A 19,223-nucleotide genomic window follows, 5' to 3' on the forward strand; every position below is an offset into this window, starting at 1 on the left:
GCCTAATGGCCGAACGACCTGCTTCGTCCGCCCCGTCCACGCACTGGCATCGCAGAGGCGATCTCGATCCGTACACCGTCCCTCGCATCGAGGAACTGGCCCAGTGCGTCGTCGGAGGCATAACTCCAGGGAAACGACGTCGCATACGGGCCGATCAGCCGGAACTGCTCCAGCGCCTCGGTCCACCGCCCCCGCCCCACCAGCACGTACGCCAGCAGATTGCGGACCTCCGCGGGCCACGGATCCCCGGCCGGGTATTCCGCGGAGAGCGTGATCGCCAGATCCGCCGCCGCGTCGATCCGGTCGTCCTGCACGGAGGTGGTGTCCCCGCTCAGCTGCTGCGCGAAGGCCGCCCTTACCGGCAGCGCCTGCACCAGCGAGCCCGGAAGCGCGTCCGCCGCCGCCTGCTCGGCGAAGTTGAAGCACTCGCGGTGTGAGCCGTACCACTGCGCGGACAGATACTGCAGGGCCGCGACATGACAGCCGTAGTGGTGCGGGGAGCGCCGCACGGCCCGCTCCCACAGCGACTCGAACGCCGTGTGCGTGGCATGGGTGCCGCGCGCGTGGTCCAGCGAGATCCGCCACGGCACCGGATCGTGCGGATCGCCCTCCGCCGCCGCGTCGATCAGCGGACCGATCTCGCGCAGCCGCTCGGCCCTGGCCGGCGACTCCCAGGCCTTGCGGACCGCGAGCTCCGCCTTGACGACCAGCGCGTCGGGGTCGCGCGGCGTGGCGGCGAGCCAGGACGTGAGCCACTCGTCGCGGCTGTACGCGAACGCGGCGAGCCGCATCACGTACCGGTCGCGGTTCTCCCACTCGGCCGATTCACGTGTGGTCGCCAGCAGCTTGGCGGCCGGTTCGTACTCCCCGAGGGCAGCCGCGACCAGCGCCGGGCTCAGCCGCTCGTCGGGGGCGTCGAGCAGTACCGCCTCGTCGGGCGGCAGGCCGTCGGCGAGCAGCGGCGTATGACGGATCATGCGCGCGGTGCGGATCAGGGCGCGGAGCAATGACATGGTGCATACCATTGAAAACTGCAGGTCGGAGGCGCGCCAGAGGGCAGCTGTGAAGAGTTCGTAGCGGCGGAATGGTTGTCCTGGCGAAAGCCAAGAGAGCGTAAAGAAAGTGCCTCAGCCGCGCCGGAGAAGGCGGGACGCGCCCGCCGCGACCGTCGTCGCGAGGATCCAGCCGAGCAGGATCAGCGCGGCCGACGCCCACTGCCAGCGGCCGTTCAGCTGCCAGTAGCCGTCCTGGCCGAGATTGATCACCGGCAGAAGCAGGTCCAGGGCGTAGAGCGCGGCGTTCCACCGCGGATGCTCTTCGGCCTTGATCGGCGCGGGATCGATCTGGGAGAAGGCCACCGCGCCCGCCGCCCATAAGACCGCCATCCACAGGGCCGCCCGGCCCGGGCGGTAGCCGTACGCCACCGTCCAGTCCTGCAGATAGCCCCACAGCTTCGCGGCCAGCGGCAGCGTCTCCCGGCGGCGGCGCTGCTTGGCGAGCAGCACCTCGCGGGCGTCCGCGTCCTCACCGCTGTTGCGCAGGACGGTCGCCAGTCGTTCGTACGGCTCCGGGGAGTACTCCGGAGTCGCCGAGGCCACCCACTCCAGGCGGCGGCTGAGCGGGAACTCCTCGTACGGCACGAGGTTCTCGTAGACGAAGCCGCCCATCGCGAGGCCGCCGGGCCCCGGCCAGCTCGCCGCCAGATCGATCAGCGTCACGATCTTCGCGCCGTTCAGCACGACGCGGCCCTCTTCCGGGCGCTCCGCGTTGAAGCGCAGCTCCGGAGTGGCGATCCGGCGCAGCGACAGCTCCTCGCGCGAGCTCAGCACGAACCGCGCATGGTGCAGATCGACCGCGTCGCCGAACCGGCCGTCGTCCAGCCGCACCCCGCCGTGGCACTGGAAGGGCTGCAGCCGGGTGCCGCGCGCCGGAGTCGCGGAACTGCCGATGCCGAACGGGGGAGTGGAGCCCTGGTTGCCCGTGGACTCGCTCACCCACGCGCCCGTCATATAGAGCGTCCGCTCCACGCTCAGCTGCGGCGCGTTCAGCGCGCGCCGCTCCCCGGCCGCGCGCAGCCGGCTGCCGCGCAGGCTCAGTGAGACCCCGACCTTGGCGCCGCGCAGACTGAACTCGCCGTACGTCTCGATCAGTTCGGCCTGTAAGTCCTGGGCGACCGACATGCCGTCGGCGGTGATCGCCCGGCCCCGACGGTCCGGCCGGACATGGATCTGGTTGATCAGCAGGTCGGTGCCTATCTGCGCGTCGGTGAGCCGGATGCCGTGCTCGATGCGGCAGCGCGGCAGATGCAGATCGCCCTCGGTACGCAGCCGGGCCGCCTCGATCCGCGGGATCGCGCAGCCGACCATGCGCACCGTGGTGAAGTGCGCCTCGGGCATCAGTATTTCGCTCTCGAAGCGGCAGCCGTTCAGCTCGACGTAGGGCGCGATGCTGCCGCCGGCGAGTTTGAGGGTGCCGGTGATCTGGATCCCGCGGAGCTTCAGCGCGGCGACCCGGCCGGGCTGTGCGCTGGGGCCGCTGAGCAGCAGCCGGGCGACGATGGACGCGCGGACGCTGCGCTCGGGGCCCCAGGGGCGTGGCGAGAAGGGATCGTTCAGCAGGGGATTCGGGTCGCTGAGGTCGTACGTACTTCCGTTCCGGAATGCGTTCCACATGTGGAGCTCGGTCGGGCTCAGTCCATTCGGAGGCCCGTCGTCCAGCGGCTCGGTCACTGCCGCTCCTCCGCTTCGTTGGTTCGTACAGCTGTTCTTCCCGCTGAGTGACGGACTGAACGCTAGTGGTCATGAACAACTTCCGGCGCAGGGGGGTCGCGTATGAGGGTCCCCCCCCGGACGAAGTCGGGGGAGCCTCGCCGAGGGGGTGGTGGTGCGGAGCCGGGCGGGTGTATCAGCCAGTGATACGGAGACCAGCGGCTGAATCCGGTCTGAGAGAATTGCTCTGTGATCTATCGAATCGATCTGCGTGGCGACGCTCTCCCCGAGGGTGCCACCCTGCGCGACCTGCTGCCCCGTGCCGAGTTCGACGTGGAAGCCGCCCTGGAGAAGGTGCGGCCCATCTGCGAGGACGTGCATCATCGCGGCACGGCGGCGCTGATCGAGTACGCGGAGAAATTCGACGGTGTGAAGCTGGACCGGGTACGCGTGCCCGCCGCGGCGCTCGCGGACGCCCTGGAGCAGCTGGATCCCAAGGTCAGGGCCGCTCTGGAGGAGTCGATCCGGCGCGCCAGGATCGTGCACCGCGCGCAGCGTCGCGACGAGCACACCACCCAGGTCGTCCCCGGCGGCACCGTCACAGAGAAGTGGGTGCCGGTCGAGCGCGTCGGTCTGTACGCACCGGGCGGCCGCTCCGTCTACCCCTCCTCCGTGATCATGAACGTGGTGCCGGCGCAGGAGGCGGGCGTCGAATCCGTCGCGCTCGCGTCTCCGCCGCAAAAAGCCTTCGGGGGACTGCCGCACCCCACGATCCTGGCCGCCTGCGCGCTGCTCGGCGTCGACGAGGTGTACGCCGCGGGCGGCGCCCAGGCCGTCGCCATGTTCGCGTACGGCACCGCGGGACCCGACGGATGCGCCCCCGCGAACATGGTGACGGGACCCGGCAATATCTGGGTCGCCGCCGCCAAGCGGTACTTCACCGGCCGGATCGGCATCGACACCGAGGCCGGCCCGACCGAGATCGCGATCCTCGCCGACGAGACCGCCGACCCGGTGCACGTCGCCGCCGACCTGATCAGCCAGGCCGAGCACGACCCGATGGCCGCCGCCGTGCTGGTCACCGACTCCGTGGAGCTGGCGGACGCGGTCGAGAAGGAACTCGAGCCGCAGGTCGCGGCCACCAAGCACATCGAGGACCGGATCGTCCCGGCGCTGAGCGGCAAGCAGTCCGCGATCGTCCTGGTCGACGGCGTCGAAGAGGGCCTGCGGGTCGTCAACGCGTACGGCGCTGAGCACCTGGAGATCCAGACCGCCGACGCCGCCGCGGTCGCCGCCCGGGTCCGCAACGCCGGCGCGATCTTCGTCGGCCCGTGGGCGCCCGTCTCGCTCGGCGACTACTGCGCGGGCTCCAACCACGTCCTGCCGACCGGTGGCTGCGCCTGCCACTCCTCGGGCCTGTCCGTCCAGTCCTTCCTGCGCGGCATCCACATCGTCGACTACACACGCGACGCGCTCGCCGAGGTGACGCACCATGTCGTCACGCTCGCCGAGGCCGAGGACCTGCCCGCGCACGGCGCCGCCCTCAAGGCACGCTTCGGATGGAAGGTGCCTCAGCAGTGACCGGAATCGACGATCTGCCCATCCGCGACGAGCTTCGCGGCAAGTCCCCCTACGGCGCGCCCCAGCTCGACGTCCCCGTACAGCTGAACACCAACGAGAACCCCTACCCGCTGCCCGAGCCGCTGGTCGAGCGGATCGCCCAGCGGGTCGCGGAGGCCGCGCGCGGCCTCAACCGCTACCCCGACCGGGACGCCGTCGAACTGCGCACCGAGCTCGCCCGCTACCTCACCCGTACTGCCGGGCACGAGGTCGGCCTCGCCAACGTCTGGGCAGCCAACGGCTCCAACGAGGTCATCCAGCAGCTGCTCCAGACCTTCGGCGGCCCCGGCCGCAGCGCCATCGGCTTCGAGCCCTCGTACTCGATGCACGGACTCATCGCGCGCGGCACCGGCACCGACTGGATCTCAGGACCGCGCCGCGACGACTTCACGATCGACGTCGACGCGGCAGGCGAGGCCGTCGCCGAGCACCGGCCGGACGTCGTCTTCATCACCTCGCCCAACAACCCGACGGGCACCGCGGTCCAGGCCGGCACCGTCCGCGCGCTGTACGAGGCGGCCCAGGCCGCCAAGCCGTCCCTGGTGGTCGTCGACGAGGCGTACGTCGAATTCAGCCACCGCGCCTCGCTGCTGCCCCTGATCGAGGGCCGGCCGAACCTCGTGGTCTCGCGCACCATGTCCAAGGCCTTCGGCGCGGCCGGTCTGCGCCTGGGCTATCTGGCCGCGCACCCCGCAGTGGTCGACGCCGTCCAGCTGGTGCGCCTGCCCTACCACCTCTCCGCCGTCACCCAGGCCACCGCGCTGGCCGCGCTGGAGCACACCGATACGCTGCTCGGGTATGTCGAGCAGCTGAAGCGCGAGCGGGACCGGCTGGTCACCGAGCTGCGTGCGATTGGCTGGGAGGTCACCGAATCGGACGCCAACTTCGTGCAGTTCGGCCGCTTCGCCGACAGCCATGAGGCCTGGCAGAAGATCCTCGACCGGGGCGTCCTGGTCCGTGACAACCAAGTGCCCGGATGGCTGCGGGTCACCGCCGGCACCCCCGAAGAGAACGACGCGTTTCTCGACGCGGTTCGTCAGCTGAAGAAGGAGTACGACGCATGAGCCGCGTTGGCCGTGTTGGAAGAGCGGAACGCACCACCAAGGAGACGTCCGTCGTCGTCGAGATCGACCTCGACGGCAACGGAAAGGTCGACGTGTCGACCGGGGTCGGCTTCTACGACCACATGCTCGACCAGCTCGGCCGCCACGGCCTGTTCGACCTCACCGTGAAGACCGAGGGCGATCTGCACATCGACTCGCACCACACCATCGAGGACACCGCCCTCGCGCTCGGCGCCGCCTTCAAGCAGGCGCTCGGCGACAAGGTGGGAATTTATCGATTCGGCAACTGCACCGTGCCGCTGGACGAGTCCCTCGCCCAGGTCACCGTGGACCTCTCGGGCCGCCCGTACCTCGTGCACACCGAGCCAGAGAACATGGCGCCCATGATCGGCTCGTACGACACGACCATGACCCGTCACATCTTCGAGTCCTTCGTCGCCCAGGCCCAGATCGCGCTGCACATCCACGTCCCGTACGGGCGCAACGCGCACCACATCGTGGAGTGCCAGTTCAAGGCGCTGGCCCGCGCTCTGCGGTACGCCTCCGAGCGCGACCCGCGAGCGGTGGGCATTCTTCCCTCCACGAAGGGCGCACTGTGAGCGACGCACGCGCGGCCGCCGGGCCGCAGGCGACTGCGATGGCGGCACCTCTGCGCCGCGCGGGCGGAGAAGCGAACGAAAACGGCGCAGTGAGCGACGCACGCGCGGCCGCCGGGCCGCAGGCGACTGCGATGGCGGCACCTCTGCGCCGCGCGGGCGGAGATGGGGGCACCCCCAGGCCGAAGGCTCTGGGTGAGAACCAGAAGGGCGCAGCAACCACATGACCGGCCTCTCCACCATTCTCATCGTCGTCGGGCTCTTCCTCGCCGGCGGTGTGTACTCCTTCTCCAAGCAGAAGATGCCGAAGGGCCTGATCGCGCTTGTCACCATCGCCTCCGTGATGTGCCTGGTCGCCGGCGTCCTGCGGATTCAGGGGATCTGGGTATGAGCACTCCGAAGAAAGTCGTCGTCTTCGACTACGGATTCGGCAATGTCCGCTCCGCCGAGCGGGCGCTGGCCCGCGTCGGCGCGGACGTCGAGATCACCCGTGACTACGACGCGGCCATGAACGCCGACGGGCTCCTCGTCCCCGGCGTCGGCGCCTTCTCCGCCTGTATGGAAGGGCTCAAGAAGGCCCGCGGCGAGTGGATCGTCGACCGCAGGCTCTCCGGCGGCCGCCCGGTCATGGGCATCTGCGTAGGCATGCAGATCCTCTTCGCGCGCGGCATCGAGCACGGCGTTCAGACCGAGGGCCTCGACGAATGGCCCGGCACGGTCGGCCCGCTGAAGGCTCCGATCGTTCCCCACATGGGCTGGAACACCGTCGAGGCTCCGGCCGACAGCAAGCTCTTCGCCGGAGTCGACCCCGATGCCCGGTTCTACTTCGTGCACTCCTACGCCGTGCACGAGTGGAGCCTGGAAGTCACCAATCCCGCCATCCGCGCGCCCCAGGTCACCTGGGCCACGCACGGCGAGCGCTTCGTCGCCGCCGTCGAGAACGGCGCGCTGTGGGCGACCCAGTTCCACCCCGAGAAGTCCGGCGACGCCGGCGCCCAGCTGCTGACCAACTGGATTGAGACGCTGTAATGCCGAAGCTTGAACTCCTCCCCGCCGTCGACGTCCGCGACGGCCAGGCCGTCCGCCTCGTGCACGGTGAGTCCGGTACGGAGACGTCGTACGGCTCTCCGCTGGAGGCCGCCCTGACCTGGCAGCGCGCGGGGGCCGAGTGGCTGCATCTGGTCGACCTGGACGCGGCCTTCGGCACCGGCGACAACCGGGCGCTGATCGCCGAGGTCGCCGGCGCGATGGACATCAAGGTCGAGCTCTCCGGCGGCATCCGCGACGACGCCTCGCTCGCGGCCGCGCTGGCCACCGGCTGCACCCGGGTCAACCTCGGGACGGCCGCGCTGGAGACCCCCGACTGGGTCGCCAAGGTCATCGCCGAGCACGGCGACAAGATCGCGGTCGGCCTGGACGTACGCGGCACGACGCTGCGCGGCCGCGGCTGGACCCGCGACGGCGGCGACCTCTACGAGACGCTCGCCCGGCTCGACTCCGAGGGCTGCGCCCGCTATGTCGTCACCGACATCGCCAAGGACGGCACCCTCCAGGGTCCCAACCTGGAACTCCTGAAGAACGTCTGCGCGGCCACCGACAAGCCGGTCGTCGCCTCCGGCGGCGTCTCCTCGCTCGACGATCTGCGGGCGATCGCCTCGCTGGTGCCCGAGGGCGTCGAGGGCGCGATCGTCGGCAAGGCGCTGTACGCGAAGGCGTTCACCCTCGAAGAGGCACTCGCGGTGGTGTCGGCATGACCGGTTCACAGTCTGATTCCGTACGGCGCATCGGCTCGGACGGGCCGTGGGAGGAGGCCTTCGGCTACTCCCGCGCCGTCCAGCTGCCGAACGGCCTGGTCCTGGTCTCCGGCTGCACCTCGGTCGTGGGCGGTCAGATCGCCGCGGGCGGTCCCTACGACCAGGCGATGACCGCTTTCGGTGTCGCCCTCGACGCGCTGAAGCAGCTCGGCCTCGGCCGCGAAGACGTGGTGCGTACGCGGATGTACATCACGCACGCCCGGGACGTGGACGACGTCGGCCGCGCCCACAAGGAACTGTTCGGCGAGGTCCGCCCGGCCGCGTCGATGCTCATCGTCTCCGGCTTTGTCGACCCGAGCCTGGTCGTCGAGGTCGAGGTCGAGGCCTACAGAGGAGGTGCCGAATGACCCTCGCGGTCCGAGTCATCCCCTGCCTGGACGTGGACAACGGCCGGGTCGTCAAGGGAGTCAACTTCCAGAACCTGCGCGACGCGGGCGACCCCGTCGAGATGGCCAAGCTGTACGACGCCGAGGGCGCCGACGAGCTGACCTTCCTCGACATCACGGCCTCGTCCGGCAACCGTGAGACAACGTACGACGTGGTGCGCCGCACCGCCGAGCAGGTCTTCATCCCGCTGACCGTGGGCGGCGGCGTGCGCAGCGCCGACGACGTGGACAAGCTGCTGCGCGCGGGCGCGGACAAGGTGGGCGTGAACACCGCCGCGATCGCACGTCCCGAGCTGATCCGCGAGATCGCGGAGCGCTTCGGCCGCCAGGTGCTGGTGCTCTCGGTCGACGCGCGGCGTACCGCCGATGGCTCCTTCGAGGTCACCACGCACGGCGGCCGCAAGGGCACCGGCATCGACGCCGTCGAATGGGCGCACCGGGCCGCCGAGTTGGGCGCGGGCGAGATCCTGCTGAACTCGATGGACGCCGACGGCACGAAGGACGGCTACGACATCGAGATGATCGCGGCGGTCCGTAAGCATGTGTCCGTCCCGGTCATCGCGAGCGGCGGCGCGGGCAAGCCGGCGGACTTCCCCCCGGCCGTCGCGGCGGGCGCGGACGCGGTGCTGGCGGCGTCCGTGTTCCACTTCGGCGATCTGCGGATCTCCCAGGTCAAGGATGTCCTGCGCGAGGCGGGGCACCCCGTCCGCTGACCTCGAGGTCCTGGCGCGGCAGTCCCTGGCGTGGCAGGACATCGACGATCGACGCCACCGGCGGCACCGCTGCCGTCTGCCGTACGGGTGACCTGCACCGGCGACGTACGGGTGCGTACGGGTGACCTACATCCCGAACGCCTCGGCCTCGCGCAGCCGCGCGATCGCCTCCTTGTCGCCCTCCAGCTCCACCCGCGCCACGTCCCGCCGCCCGAAGGCGAACATCGTCAGCTCACCCGGCTCCCCGGTCACCGTCACCACCGGGGTGCCGCGGTGGGCGACCGCCGTCTGCCCGTTCGTACGCCGCAGCACGAGCCCGACCGGCGCCTTTCTGCCCAGCAGCCTGGCCGCCTTCTCGAGACGCGACCACAGGGCGTCCTCGAAGACCCGGTCCAGCTCCCGCGGCGTCCAGTCCGGCTCGGCCCGCCGCACGTCCTCGGCGTGCACATAGAACTCGACGGTGTTGGCCGCCTCGTCGAGCTGCTTGATCCCGTACGGAGACATCCGCGGCGGGCCCGTACGGATCAGCTGGATCAGCTCCTCGTACGGCTTCGATGCGAACTCCGCCTGGACCCGTTCCAGCCGGTCCTTCAGCGCGCCGAGCAGAATCCCGCCCGCAGCGTCCATCCGCCGCTCTCGCACCACCACATGGGAGGCCAGATCGCGGGTCTTCCAGCCCTCGCACAGAGTCGGAGCATCGGGGCCCGCCGTCTCCAACAGGTCGGCGAGCAGAAGTCGTTCACGCTTGGCATGGGTCGACATGCTCCCCAGCCTACGGCGGCCACACCGGGTCCGCCCAGTGGACGCACCGCCCGCCGCACCCGCCGGGCACGGCACAATGGCCGTATGACCAGCAGTGTCCCCGCCAGCTCCCTCGATCCCGCCGTCGCCGCCCGCCTCAGGCGCAGCGCCGACGGCCTGGTTCCGGCCATCGCCCAGCAGTACGACACCGGTGAGGTGCTGATGCTCGGGTGGATGGACGACGAGGCCCTGCACCGAACCCTGACCACCGGCCGCTGCACCTACTGGTCCCGCAGCCGCCAGGAGTACTGGGTCAAGGGCGACACATCCGGCCACGTCCAGTACGTCAAGGCCGTCGCTCTGGACTGTGACGCAGACGCGGTCCTCGTCAAGGTCGACCAGGTCGGAGCCGCCTGCCACACCGGGGACCGTACCTGCTTCGACGCCGACGTACTCCCGCTGGGCCAGTAGGGTCGGACGCCATGGATCTCGACACCTTCCGCAAGCTCGCCGCCGACCGCCGTGTCATCCCCGTCAGCCGCAAGCTCCTCGCCGACGGCGACACCCCGGTAGGGCTCTACCGCAAGCTCGCCGGCGAGCGCGAAGGCACCTTCCTGCTGGAGTCCGCCGAGAACGGCCGCTCCTGGTCCCGGTACTCCTTCATCGGCGTACGCTCCGACGCGACCCTCACCGAACGCGACGGCCAGGTGCACTGGCTGGGCACGCCGCCGGTCGGCGTCCCGGTCGACGGCGACCCCCTGCAGGCCCTGCGCGCCACAGTCGAGGCCCTGCACACCCCCCCTACACCCAGCGGCGTGGGAGGTTCCCCCACGCACGGCCTCGCCTCCGGAATGCCGCCCTTCACCGGCGGCATGGTCGGCTATCTCGGGTACGACATCGTCCGCAGGCTGGAGAAGATCGGCCCCGGCGAGCGCGACGACCTGAAGCTCCCCGAGCTGACCATGCTGCTCACCTCCGACCTCGCCGTGCTCGACCACTGGGACGGCACCGTCCTGCTGATCGCCAACGCGATCAACCACAACGACCTCGACACCGGGGTCGACGAGGCATACGCCGACGCCGTCGCGCGCCTGGACGCCATGGAGGCCGATCTGACCCGGCCGCTGGCGTCCGCTCCCGCCGTGCTGCCGCCCTCCGAGCTGCCGGAGTTCTCCGCGCTGTGGGGCGGCGAGGACTACCAGGACGCCGTCGAGGACATCAAGGAGCGCATCCGGGCCGGCGAGGCCTTCCAGGTCGTGCCCTCCCAGAGGTTCGAAACCCCTTGTACGGCAAGCGCGTTGGACGTCTACCGCGTGCTGCGGGCCACCAACCCCAGCCCGTACATGTACCTCTTCCGCCTCCATGGCTTCGATGTCGTCGGTTCCAGCCCCGAGGCGCTCGTCAAGGTCGAGGACGGGCACGCCATGGTCCACCCCATCGCCGGGACCCGGCCGCGCGGCGCCACCCCGCAGGAGGACCAGGCGCTCGCCGACGAGCTGATGGCCGACCCCAAGGAGCGCGCCGAGCACCTGATGCTGGTCGACCTCGGCCGCAACGACCTGGGCCGGGTCTGCGAGCCCGGCAGCGTCGAGGTCGTCGACTTCATGTCGATCGAGCGGTACTCCCACGTCATGCACATCGTCTCGACGGTGACCGGCCAGGTCGCCGAGGGCCGTACCGCCTTCGACGTGCTGACGGCCTGCTTCCCCGCCGGCACCCTCTCCGGCGCCCCCAAGCCGCGCGCGATGCAGATCATCGACGAGCTCGAGCCCTCGCGGCGCGGACTGTACGGCGGCTGCGTCGGCTACCTCGACTTCGCCGGTGACTCCGACACCGCGATCGCCATCCGTACCGCGCTGCTGCGCGACGGCACGGCGTTCGTGCAGGCCGGAGCGGGGGTCGTGGCCGACTCGGACCCGGTCGCCGAGGACACCGAGTGCCGCAACAAGGCGGCCGCGGTGCTCCGCGCCGTACATACCGCGAACCGCCTCAACAGCTGACTGGGCGGTAAGGGATAGTGGGGTGCGTGAGCGCTGTACCCGTACCCCAGCCCCGTGCCCCATCGGCATCCGCCGCCACCGGCAGCCGCCGCAGCCTCGCCGCTGCCCTGTTCCTCGGCGCCGTCGGCGCCACCGTCGTACTGCTCGCCGCCGGCCAGGTCTGGGCCGAGGGCACGGCAGCCGTCGGCGGCGGCACGCTGCCGCTCGACGCCGACGGCGGCGATGTCACCGGTGTGCCGACGGCGCTCGCCATCGTCGGTCTGGCCGCCCTCGTCGCCGTCTTCGCGGTCCGCAGCGCGGGCCGGCTGCTCGTCGCCGCACTGCTCGCCCTGAGCGGCGCGGGCGCGGCGCTCGCCGCCTTCCTCGGGGCCTCCGACAGCACGGCCCTCGACGAGAAGGCGGCGAAGACCACGGGCGACGCGGCCGCCACGGTCGAGGCGCTCACCCATACCGCCTGGCCCTATGTGACCGTGGCCGGCGGCCTGCTGATCCTGCTCGCGGGCCTGCTCGCGCTGCGCTACGGCAGGCAGTGGCCCACGATGTCCGGCCGGTACGAGCGCGACGGCACCCCCCGGCCCCGCAAGGCCCCGGTCGTGGACCCGGACCGGCCCGAGGACCTGTGGAAGGCCCTGGACCGCGGTGAGGACCCGACGCGGGAAGCGTGACCCCCAGAGCGGAGCATGTTCCGGCGTACGGGACAATGGCCCGTGAGCATCCGGCTAAGGGGAGAGCGGAAGCTCGCCACAGAGCAGTCAGCAGCGCAGTCAGCAGAGCATTCTGCAGAGCATCAACAAGGAGCAAACCTATGGCGGGCAGCAGCCACGGACACACCCCGGCCGCCTGGACCGGTGTCACCATCGCCTTCATCGGCTTCTGTGTCGCGGGCGTCTTCATGGTGGCGGCCAATCCGCTCGGCTTCTGGGCCGGAATGGCCGTGATCATCCTCGGCGGCGTCGTCGGCATGGCCATGAAGGCCGCCGGGCTCGGCATGCCGAAGGAGTCGGAGGCCCAGGTACGGGCGAGGTCGCAGGCGGGTCAGACGCAGGTCGCCACGGCCCAGCCCGCCACGGCGCAGGCGTCCTCCTGACGCTGCCGTAGGCTCCACGCTGCGAGGCGCAGCCCAGCGTTGCCGGGTTGCGCCTCTCCGTGTGCGCCTTCGGGCAGCCGCATTTTCCGTATGCGCCCTTCCGTATCAACGGAGACAATCACGGGGTGGACGCCATGCCTTCCTCCGCCGCACCCGCCCGTGAGCCCGGCCCCGCCCCGCTCGCACGGCGACTGGCGACGCCCCTGGCCACCCTCGCCGGGGTCGCCGCGGCCTTCGCGTATGTCGGCACGGTCGATCCCAACGAACCGGGCCACTACCCGGTCTGCCCGCTGCTCCGCTTCACCGGGATCTACTGCCCGGGCTGTGGCGGGCTGCGCAGCGCCCACGCCTTCATCCACGGCGATCTGACCACCGCCCTGGGGGCCAATGCCATGGCCGTCGCGGGCTACGGAATCTTCGCCGTAGTGTGGGTGGTGTGGCTGATTCACGCCGTACGGGGCGTGCCCCTGCGGACCGCCGTCGCGCCGGTGTGGTGGTGGTCGCTCGGTGGTCTGCTCCTGGTCTTCAGCGTGATCCGGAACCTGCCCTTCGGCTCTGCGCTCGCGCCTTGACCGTGTCCGTCCGGGGGACGACCCCGGACCCGCAAAGTCCCAGGTAGTGGGACGGGCGTCAACCGGATGCGAGGCCCGGGCCGTCCTGCGGATACCATCGACATGGCTGATCCTGATCCATCTGAACCGTCCGGAAGGGGGCCGCTCGCGTGAGTGTGCTCGACGAGATCATCGAAGGCGTTCGCGCCGACCTCGCAGAGCGGCAGGCGCGTGTGAGCCTCGACGAGCTCAAGGAGCGCGCCGCCAAGGCTCCTGCGGCCAAGGACGGCGTCGCCGCGCTGCGTGGCGAGGGCGTCCATGTGATCTGCGAGGTCAAGCGCTCCAGCCCGTCGAAGGGCGCACTGGCCGCGATCGCCGACCCGGCCGGGCTCGCCGCCGATTACGAGGCGGGTGGCGCGGCCGTCATCTCCGTACTGACCGAGCAGCGCCGCTTCGGCGGCTCGCTCGCCGACCTCGAAGCCGTCCGCGCCAGGGTGGACATCCCGGTGCTGCGCAAGGACTTCATCGTCACCGCGTACCAGCTGTGGGAGGCCAGGGCGTACGGCGCCGACCTCATCCTGCTGATCGTCGGCGCGCTGGAGCAGGAAGCCCTGGTCTCGCTGATCGAGCGCGCCGAGTCGATCGGGCTCACGCCCCTGGTCGAGGTGCACGACGAGGACGAGGTCGAGCGCGCGGTGGAGGCCGGAGCGAAGATCATCGGCGTGAACGCCCGCGATCTGAAGACGCTGCAGGTCGACCGCTCGACGTTCGAGCGGGTCGCCCCCGAGATTCCGGCGCACATCGTCAAGATCGCCGAGTCCGGTGTGCGCGGTCCGCACGACCTGATCGCCTACGCGAACGCGGGCGCCGACGCGGTGCTGGTCGGCGAGTCCCTGGTCACCGGCCGCGACCCGAAGTCGGCGGTTGCCGACCTGGTCGCCGCGGGCGCGCACCCGGCACTGCGTCACGGGCGGAGCTGACCGACCCCATGACCGCCCTCGGCCTTGTGGCCCCGCAGTACCGGACGCCGACGCGTCCGGCGTCGGGCGACGTGTGCAGGACGGTCAAGGCTCCCCGCGGAGCGGCGCTCGCCGCCGCGGGCGACCGGTACGCGCGGCTGGCCAGAGGCTGCAAGCCCCGCGGCTGCCGGGCCCCGGCCCGCCGGGTGCACGGCCGCCGGGTGCGGTATGTGATCGGCTCCGAGCCGGGCCAGGTCAACGGAATGCGATGGCGTGAGGACCGCGCGCGCGAAGGCCGCTAGGCCGCTGCGGCGGGGGGTTTCCCCCGCTGCCCCTTCCCAACCGGGGCTCCGCCCCGGACCCCGCGCCTAAAACGCCGGCGGGGCTTGGTTTCCGGGCTCCGCCCCGGACCCCGCGCCTCAATCGCCGGCGGGGCTTGGTTTCCGGGCTCCGCCCCGGACCCCGCGCCTCAAACGCCGGCCGGGGCTTGGTTTCCGGGGCTCCGCCCCAGACCCGGCGAGGCTTGGTTTCCGGGCTCCGCCCCGGACCCCGCGCCTCAATCGTCGGCGGGGCTTGAGTTTCCGCCGGGCCGGCGGAAATCAAGCCTGTTGGGGGTCCCCCCGGACGAAGTCTGGGGGGAGATTGAGGACACGCCCGAAGGGCGTACCGGGGGTCCCCACGCCCGCAGGGCGTTGGGGACGGGTCTGGGGGCTTGCCCCCAGTTACGGGATGGGGCGGGGTGGGGGAAAGACCCGCCGATCGCGCACGCATACCGTGTCCCTGCACACCAGACATCTGGGGCAACCGCCCCGACAAGGAGCACGTCGCATGTCGAGCGACTTCTTCATCCCGGACCCGGAGGGTCAAATTCCCAGCGCCGAGGGCTACTTCGGCGCCTTCGGCGGCAAGTTCATCCCCGAGGCGCTCGTCGCCGCGGTCGACGAGGTCGCCGTCGAGTACGACAAGGCCAAGACCGACCCCGCCTTCGTCGCCGAGCTCAATGACCTGATGGTCAACTACACGGGCCGCCCCAGCGCCCTCACCGAGGTGCCCCGGTTCGCCGAGCACGCCGGCGGGGCGCGGGTCTTCCTGAAGCGGGAGGACCTCAACCACACCGGCTCGCACAAGATCAACAACGTGCTGGGCCAGGCGCTGCTCACCAAGCGCATGGGCAAGACCCGGGTCATCGCAGAGACCGGCGCCGGCCAGCACGGCGTCGCGACCGCGACCGCCTGCGCGCTCTTCGGCCTCGAGTGCACCATCTACATGGGCGAGATCGACACCCAGCGCCAGGCCCTGAACGTGGCCCGGATGCGGATGCTCGGCGCCGAGGTCATCCCGGTGAAGTCCGGCAGCCGCACGCTGAAGGACGCCATCAACGAGGCGTTCCGCGACTGGGTCGCCAATGTCGACCACACCCACTACCTCTTCGGTACGGTCGCGGGCCCGCACCCCTTCCCCGCCATGGTCCGCGACTTCCACCGGGTCATCGGGGTAGAGGCCCGCCGACAGATCCTGGAGCGCGCAGGACGCCTCCCCGACGCGGCCGTCGCCTGCGTCGGCGGCGGGTCCAACGCGATCGGGCTGTTCCACGCGTTCATCCCCGACGCCGCCGTACGCCTCATCGGCTGCGAGCCCGCAGGTCACGGCATCGACTCGGGCGAGCACGCGGCCACCCTGACCGCGGGTGAGCCCGGCATCCTGCACGGCTCGCGCTCGTACGTCCTGCAGGACGAGGAGGGCCAGATCACCGAGCCGTACTCGATCTCGGCCGGGCTCGACTATCCGGGCATCGGCCCGGAGCACTCGTACCTCAAGGACAGCGGCCGGGGCGAATACCGCGCGGTGACCGACGCCGACGCCATGCAGGCACTGCGCCTGCTGTCGCGTACGGAGGGCATCATCCCGGCCATCGAGTCCGCGCACGCGCTGGCCGGTGCGCTGGAGATCGGCAAGGAGCTGGGCAAGGAAGGGCTGATCCTCGTCAATCTGTCCGGCCGCGGCGACAAGGACATGGACACGGCCGCCCGTTACTTCGGGCTGTACGAAACGGACGCGGCCACAGTCGAGGCCGACGCGGCCGGCGAGATCGCCGAGATCGAGGGGGACGCCAAGTGAGCGGAAACATTCAGCTGCTGAGCGACACTCTGGCGGCGGCGAGGTCCGAGAACCGGGCCGCGCTCATCGCCTACCTGCCGGCCGGCTTTCCGACCGTCGACGGCGGGATCGAGGCCGTCAAGGCCGTCTTGGAAGGCGGCGCGGACGTGGTCGAGGTCGGGCTGCCGCACAGCGACCCCGTCCTCGACGGCCCCGTCATCCAGACCGCCGACGACATCGCCCTGCGCGGCGGCGTCAAGATCGCCGATGTAATGCGTACGGTCCGTGAGGCGCACGAGGCCACCGGCAAGCCGGTCCTCGTGATGACGTACTGGAATCCGATCGACCGCTACGGCATCGAGCGCTTCACCGCCGAGCTCGCCGATGCGGGCGGGGCCGGCTGCATCCTGCCCGACCTGCCGGTCGAGGAGTCCGGAGTGTGGCGCGAGCACGCTGAGAAGCACGGCCTCGCCACTGTCTTCGTCGTCGCGCCGAGCAGCAAGGACGCCCGGCTGGCGAAGATCACGGCGGTCGGTTCCGGCTTTGTGTACGCGGCTTCGCTGATGGGCGTGACCGGCACCCGCGAGTCGGTGGGCGCGCAGGCCCAGGACCTGGTGCGGCGCACCCGCGCCACCACCGAACTGCCGGTCTGCGTCGGCCTCGGCGTCTCCAACCCCGGGCAGGCCGCCGAGGTCGCCTCCTTCGCGGACGGCGTGATCGTCGGGTCCGCGTTCGTCAAGCTGCTCCTCGACGCACCTGACCGGGCCGCGGGTCTGGTGGCGGTACGGGAACTGGCGGCCGAGCTCGCCGAAGGCGTGCGCCGGACCGCGTAGCCCATAAGGGTGGATCTGGGACCGGGGAGGCATGCACATGCCTCCCCGGTTCGTTTGCGGGATGTGAGCGAGAAGAACCAGGAACGGAAGCGGACCGCGCGCGAGCGGCTCCAACAGAAACGTGAGTCGGAGAAGGCCCGTGAGAAACGACGGCGGCTGCTGATCGTCTCCGCCGCGGTGGTCGGCGTCCTCGGCCTCGCCGCCGTCGTCGGCGTGATCGCCGCGAACGCCGGGAAGAAGAAGGACGGCGGCTCGGACGCCGGTCCGCTCCTCGCGCCCGCGGGCGTGCAGGGCAAGGACCAGCTCTCGATCCCGGTGGGCGCGAGCGACGCCCCGTCCACGCTCACGGTGTGGGAGGACTTCCGCTGCCCGGCCTGCGCCGCTTTCGAGAACGGCTTCCGGGACACCATCCATGAGCTGGAGCAGGCGGGGAAGCTCAAGATCGAGTACCACCTCGCCACCATCATCGACGGGAACATGGGCGGCAGCGGCTCGCTGCACGCGGCGAACGCCGCGGCGTGCGCGCAGGACGTAGGGAAGTTCGTCCCGTACCACGACGTTCTGTATCAGAACCAGCCGCCGGAGACGGACGACGCCTTCGCAGACAACAGCAAGCTGGTCGAGCTCGCGGGCAAGGTCCAGGGCCTGGACACCCCCGAATTCCGCAGCTGTGTGGAGGAAGGCAAGCACAACAGCTGGGTGGCCAAGTCGAACACCGCCTTCAAGAATGGCGGCTTCCGCGGTACCCCGACCGTGCTGCTCAACGGGGAGTCCGTCTTCCCGCAGAAGGGCACTGAGCAGATCTCCGTCGCCAACTTCAAGAAGTGGGTCGAAGAGGCGAACAAGGGCAAGAAGCCGGGCACCGACCGGTCCACGCCGAGTCCGGGCGCCCCGGCCTCCTCCTGACGGCTTCCGGGCGGCCTCCCGGCGTACATCGGCACACATCGGTGTATATCGACGTACGCCCGGGGTGCGGCTCGTTATCCATACGTTGCCGGGTGGGTTGCCGTGCGTCCCACCCGGCAGGGTAGCGTCGGTCCTGCCATGGATATTGCCTACATTCCCAGTCCGTCGACCGGAGTGATCCACCTCGGACCGCTCCCGCTGCGCGGCTATGCCTTCTGCATCATCATCGGTGTCTTCGCGGCCGTCTGGTACGGCAACAGGCGCTGGATCGCTCGCGGCGGCAAGGCCGGCACCGTGGCCGACATCGCCGTCTGGGCGGTGCCCTTCGGCCTCGTCGGCGGCCGGCTGTACCACGTGATCACCGACTACCAGCTGTACTTCAGCGAGGGTGAGAACTGGGTCGACGCCTTCAAGATCTGGGAGGGCGGCCTCGGTATCTGGGGCGCGATCGCGCTGGGCGCGGTCGGCGCCTGGATCGGCTGCCGCCGCCGCGGAATCCCGCTGCCGGCCTGGGCGGACGCCCTCGCGCCCGCCATCGCCATAGCGCAGGCGATCGGCCGCTGGGGCAACTGGTTCAACCAGGAGCTGTACGGCAGGCCGACGGATCTGCCGTGGGCCCTCGAGATCACCGAGGGTACGAACCGCGAGGCGGGCCTCTACCACCCGACGTTCCTGTACGAGTCCCTGTGGTGCATCGGTGTCGCGCTGCTGGTCATCTGGGCCGACCGGCGCTTCAAGCTGGGACACGGCCGGGCGTTCGCGCTGTACGTCGCCTCGTACTGCGTGGGCCGGGCCTGGATCGAGTACATGCGGGTCGACGAGGCGCACCACGTGCTGGGGCTGCGCCTCAATGTGTGGACCTCGATCATCGTCTTCGTGCTGGCGGTGACGTACATGGTGATCTCGGCGCGGGTGCGGCCCGGGCGCGAGGAGATCGTCGAGCCGGAGAGGCCCGACAAGTCGGCGAAGGCGGCGGCTGCGAAGCCGGAGGCGGACGACGCCGCGGGCGACCCGGCGAAGGACCTGGCGACGGACCCGGCGTACGGGGACGAGAGCGCCGCGGACGACTCGGGCGCGGACGCGGAGTCGGCCAAGAAGGGCTGACCGCGGGCATCTGTGAGGCTCGCGCGACTTGCGCGACTCGCGCA

General features: G+C 70.7%; 22 protein-coding genes. 19 read left to right on the forward strand and 3 right to left on the reverse strand.

The window, feature by feature from the left end; genetic code table 11:
• Positions 1-2 precede the first annotated feature (2 nt).
• Positions 3-1,025: a hypothetical protein gene (locus ACFYWY_RS30230; RefSeq protein WP_389191937.1), complete on the reverse strand. Its 1,023-nt coding sequence runs from the start codon at positions 1,023-1,025 to the stop codon at positions 3-5.
• 102 nt (positions 1,026-1,127) lie between these two features.
• Positions 1,128-2,729 carry an oxidoreductase gene (locus ACFYWY_RS30235; protein WP_389191940.1) on the reverse strand — a complete coding sequence of 534 codons (1,602 nt, stop codon included), beginning with the start codon at positions 2,727-2,729 and terminating at the stop codon, positions 1,128-1,130.
• 228 nt (positions 2,730-2,957) lie between these two features.
• Between ACFYWY_RS30235 and hisD the strand changes: the two genes are divergently transcribed.
• The 8 genes from hisD (at position 2,958) to hisF (ending at position 8,901) form a co-directional block, all read left to right on the forward strand.
• A complete protein-coding gene (hisD, locus tag ACFYWY_RS30240) occupies positions 2,958-4,289 on the forward strand; it encodes a histidinol dehydrogenase (protein ID WP_389191943.1) in 1,332 nt (443 codons plus the stop codon).
• A complete protein-coding gene (locus tag ACFYWY_RS30245) occupies positions 4,268-5,392 on the forward strand; it encodes a histidinol-phosphate transaminase (RefSeq protein ID WP_389191946.1) in 1,125 nt (374 codons plus the stop codon). Before hisD ends, ACFYWY_RS30245 begins: the two co-directional genes overlap by 22 nt.
• Positions 5,389-5,991 (forward strand): imidazoleglycerol-phosphate dehydratase HisB, encoded by a 603-nt coding sequence (hisB, locus tag ACFYWY_RS30250; protein WP_389191949.1) that lies wholly within the window; start codon positions 5,389-5,391, stop codon positions 5,989-5,991. The genes ACFYWY_RS30245 and hisB overlap by 4 nt, the downstream gene beginning before the upstream one ends.
• Positions 5,992-6,211: 220 nt before the next feature.
• Entirely contained in the window at positions 6,212-6,379 is a 168-nt protein-coding gene (locus ACFYWY_RS30255) for a hypothetical protein (protein WP_389191951.1), read from the forward strand.
• On the forward strand, positions 6,376-7,017 hold the full coding sequence (gene hisH, locus ACFYWY_RS30260; RefSeq protein ID WP_389191954.1) for an imidazole glycerol phosphate synthase subunit HisH: 642 nt from the start codon (positions 6,376-6,378) through the stop codon (positions 7,015-7,017). The genes ACFYWY_RS30255 and hisH overlap by 4 nt, the downstream gene beginning before the upstream one ends.
• Positions 7,017-7,742 (forward strand): bifunctional 1-(5-phosphoribosyl)-5-((5-phosphoribosylamino)methylideneamino)imidazole-4-carboxamide isomerase/phosphoribosylanthranilate isomerase PriA, encoded by a 726-nt coding sequence (gene priA / locus ACFYWY_RS30265; protein ID WP_389191958.1) that lies wholly within the window; start codon positions 7,017-7,019, stop codon positions 7,740-7,742. Before hisH ends, priA begins: the two co-directional genes overlap by 1 nt.
• Complete coding sequence (locus ACFYWY_RS30270; protein WP_389191960.1) at positions 7,739-8,149, forward strand: RidA family protein; 411 nt, start codon at positions 7,739-7,741, stop codon at positions 8,147-8,149. The genes priA and ACFYWY_RS30270 overlap by 4 nt, the downstream gene beginning before the upstream one ends.
• A complete protein-coding gene (gene hisF / locus ACFYWY_RS30275; protein WP_389191963.1) occupies positions 8,146-8,901 on the forward strand; it encodes an imidazole glycerol phosphate synthase subunit HisF in 756 nt (251 codons plus the stop codon). The genes ACFYWY_RS30270 and hisF overlap by 4 nt, the downstream gene beginning before the upstream one ends.
• Before the next feature lie 126 nt (positions 8,902-9,027).
• Here hisF and ACFYWY_RS30280 read toward each other — a convergent pair whose 3' ends face one another.
• Entirely contained in the window at positions 9,028-9,663 is a 636-nt protein-coding gene (locus ACFYWY_RS30280; RefSeq protein ID WP_389191966.1) for a TIGR03085 family metal-binding protein, read from the reverse strand.
• 84 nt (positions 9,664-9,747) lie between these two features.
• On the opposite strand from ACFYWY_RS30280, the gene hisI reads away from it, so the two are divergent.
• The 11 genes from hisI to lgt all read left to right on the forward strand — a co-directional run bounded on the left by hisI (position 9,748) and on the right by lgt (position 19,179).
• Positions 9,748-10,113 carry a phosphoribosyl-AMP cyclohydrolase gene (gene hisI, locus ACFYWY_RS30285; protein ID WP_389191969.1) on the forward strand — a complete coding sequence of 122 codons (366 nt, stop codon included), beginning with the start codon at positions 9,748-9,750 and terminating at the stop codon, positions 10,111-10,113.
• 11 nt (positions 10,114-10,124) lie between these two features.
• Entirely contained in the window at positions 10,125-11,642 is a 1,518-nt protein-coding gene (locus ACFYWY_RS30290) for an anthranilate synthase component I (protein WP_389191972.1), read from the forward strand.
• A 17-nt stretch (positions 11,643-11,659) separates the two neighbouring features.
• Positions 11,660-12,307 (forward strand): TIGR02234 family membrane protein, encoded by a 648-nt coding sequence (locus tag ACFYWY_RS30295; RefSeq protein ID WP_389191975.1) that lies wholly within the window; start codon positions 11,660-11,662, stop codon positions 12,305-12,307.
• A 140-nt stretch (positions 12,308-12,447) separates the two neighbouring features.
• Positions 12,448-12,729 (forward strand): HGxxPAAW family protein, encoded by a 282-nt coding sequence (locus ACFYWY_RS30300; protein ID WP_389191978.1) that lies wholly within the window; start codon positions 12,448-12,450, stop codon positions 12,727-12,729.
• Between the two features lie 134 nt (positions 12,730-12,863).
• Positions 12,864-13,301, forward strand: a complete 438-nt coding sequence (locus ACFYWY_RS30305) for a DUF2752 domain-containing protein (RefSeq protein ID WP_389192113.1) — start codon at positions 12,864-12,866, stop codon at positions 13,299-13,301.
• Positions 13,302-13,450: 149 nt separating this feature from the next.
• Positions 13,451-14,260, forward strand: coding sequence for an indole-3-glycerol phosphate synthase TrpC (trpC, locus tag ACFYWY_RS30310; RefSeq protein ID WP_389191980.1), 810 nt, complete (start codon positions 13,451-13,453; stop codon positions 14,258-14,260).
• Between the two features lie 8 nt (positions 14,261-14,268).
• Positions 14,269-14,541: a tryptophan biosynthesis modulator TrpM gene (gene trpM / locus ACFYWY_RS30315; RefSeq protein WP_389191983.1), complete on the forward strand. Its 273-nt coding sequence runs from the start codon at positions 14,269-14,271 to the stop codon at positions 14,539-14,541.
• A gap of 526 nt (positions 14,542-15,067) precedes the next feature.
• On the forward strand, positions 15,068-16,357 hold the full coding sequence (gene trpB, locus ACFYWY_RS30320) for a tryptophan synthase subunit beta (RefSeq protein ID WP_389191985.1): 1,290 nt from the start codon (positions 15,068-15,070) through the stop codon (positions 16,355-16,357).
• The gene (gene trpA / locus ACFYWY_RS30325; RefSeq protein WP_389191987.1) at positions 16,354-17,169 is read left to right on the forward strand and encodes a tryptophan synthase subunit alpha; all 816 of its coding nucleotides are present in this window, start codon (positions 16,354-16,356) and stop codon (positions 17,167-17,169) included. The genes trpB and trpA overlap by 4 nt, the downstream gene beginning before the upstream one ends.
• Before the next feature lie 63 nt (positions 17,170-17,232).
• On the forward strand, positions 17,233-18,075 hold the full coding sequence (locus tag ACFYWY_RS30330) for a DsbA family protein (RefSeq protein WP_389191990.1): 843 nt from the start codon (positions 17,233-17,235) through the stop codon (positions 18,073-18,075).
• 138 nt (positions 18,076-18,213) lie between these two features.
• Entirely contained in the window at positions 18,214-19,179 is a 966-nt protein-coding gene (lgt, locus tag ACFYWY_RS30335; RefSeq protein ID WP_389191993.1) for a prolipoprotein diacylglyceryl transferase, read from the forward strand.
• The last annotated feature ends 44 nt before the right edge of the window (positions 19,180-19,223 follow it).

Source organism: Streptomyces sp. NPDC002870 (assembly GCF_042888505.1).
Taxonomy (GTDB): domain Bacteria; phylum Actinomycetota; class Actinomycetes; order Streptomycetales; family Streptomycetaceae; genus Streptomyces.

What these genes read in the sequence shown, in the direction of transcription:
- ACFYWY_RS30230 (WP_389191937.1), bottom strand. Translation starts at nt 1,025, where the DNA reads ATGGTATGCACCATGTCATTGCTCCGCGCCCTGATCCGCACCGCGCGC.
- ACFYWY_RS30245 (WP_389191946.1), top strand. Translation starts at nt 4,268, where the DNA reads ATGGAAGGTGCCTCAGCAGTGACCGGAATCGACGATCTGCCCATCCGC.
- hisB (WP_389191949.1), top strand. Translation starts at nt 5,389, where the DNA reads ATGAGCCGCGTTGGCCGTGTTGGAAGAGCGGAACGCACCACCAAGGAG.
- ACFYWY_RS30255 (WP_389191951.1), top strand. Translation starts at nt 6,212, where the DNA reads ATGACCGGCCTCTCCACCATTCTCATCGTCGTCGGGCTCTTCCTCGCC.
- hisH (WP_389191954.1), top strand. Translation starts at nt 6,376, where the DNA reads ATGAGCACTCCGAAGAAAGTCGTCGTCTTCGACTACGGATTCGGCAAT.
- priA (WP_389191958.1), top strand. Translation starts at nt 7,017, where the DNA reads ATGCCGAAGCTTGAACTCCTCCCCGCCGTCGACGTCCGCGACGGCCAG.
- ACFYWY_RS30270 (WP_389191960.1), top strand. Translation starts at nt 7,739, where the DNA reads ATGACCGGTTCACAGTCTGATTCCGTACGGCGCATCGGCTCGGACGGG.
- hisF (WP_389191963.1), top strand. Translation starts at nt 8,146, where the DNA reads ATGACCCTCGCGGTCCGAGTCATCCCCTGCCTGGACGTGGACAACGGC.
- ACFYWY_RS30280 (WP_389191966.1), bottom strand. Translation starts at nt 9,663, where the DNA reads ATGTCGACCCATGCCAAGCGTGAACGACTTCTGCTCGCCGACCTGTTG.
- hisI (WP_389191969.1), top strand. Translation starts at nt 9,748, where the DNA reads ATGACCAGCAGTGTCCCCGCCAGCTCCCTCGATCCCGCCGTCGCCGCC.
- ACFYWY_RS30290 (WP_389191972.1), top strand. Translation starts at nt 10,125, where the DNA reads ATGGATCTCGACACCTTCCGCAAGCTCGCCGCCGACCGCCGTGTCATC.
- ACFYWY_RS30300 (WP_389191978.1), top strand. Translation starts at nt 12,448, where the DNA reads ATGGCGGGCAGCAGCCACGGACACACCCCGGCCGCCTGGACCGGTGTC.
- ACFYWY_RS30305 (WP_389192113.1), top strand. Translation starts at nt 12,864, where the DNA reads ATGCCTTCCTCCGCCGCACCCGCCCGTGAGCCCGGCCCCGCCCCGCTC.
- trpM (WP_389191983.1), top strand. Translation starts at nt 14,269, where the DNA reads ATGACCGCCCTCGGCCTTGTGGCCCCGCAGTACCGGACGCCGACGCGT.
- trpB (WP_389191985.1), top strand. Translation starts at nt 15,068, where the DNA reads ATGTCGAGCGACTTCTTCATCCCGGACCCGGAGGGTCAAATTCCCAGC.
- lgt (WP_389191993.1), top strand. Translation starts at nt 18,214, where the DNA reads ATGGATATTGCCTACATTCCCAGTCCGTCGACCGGAGTGATCCACCTC.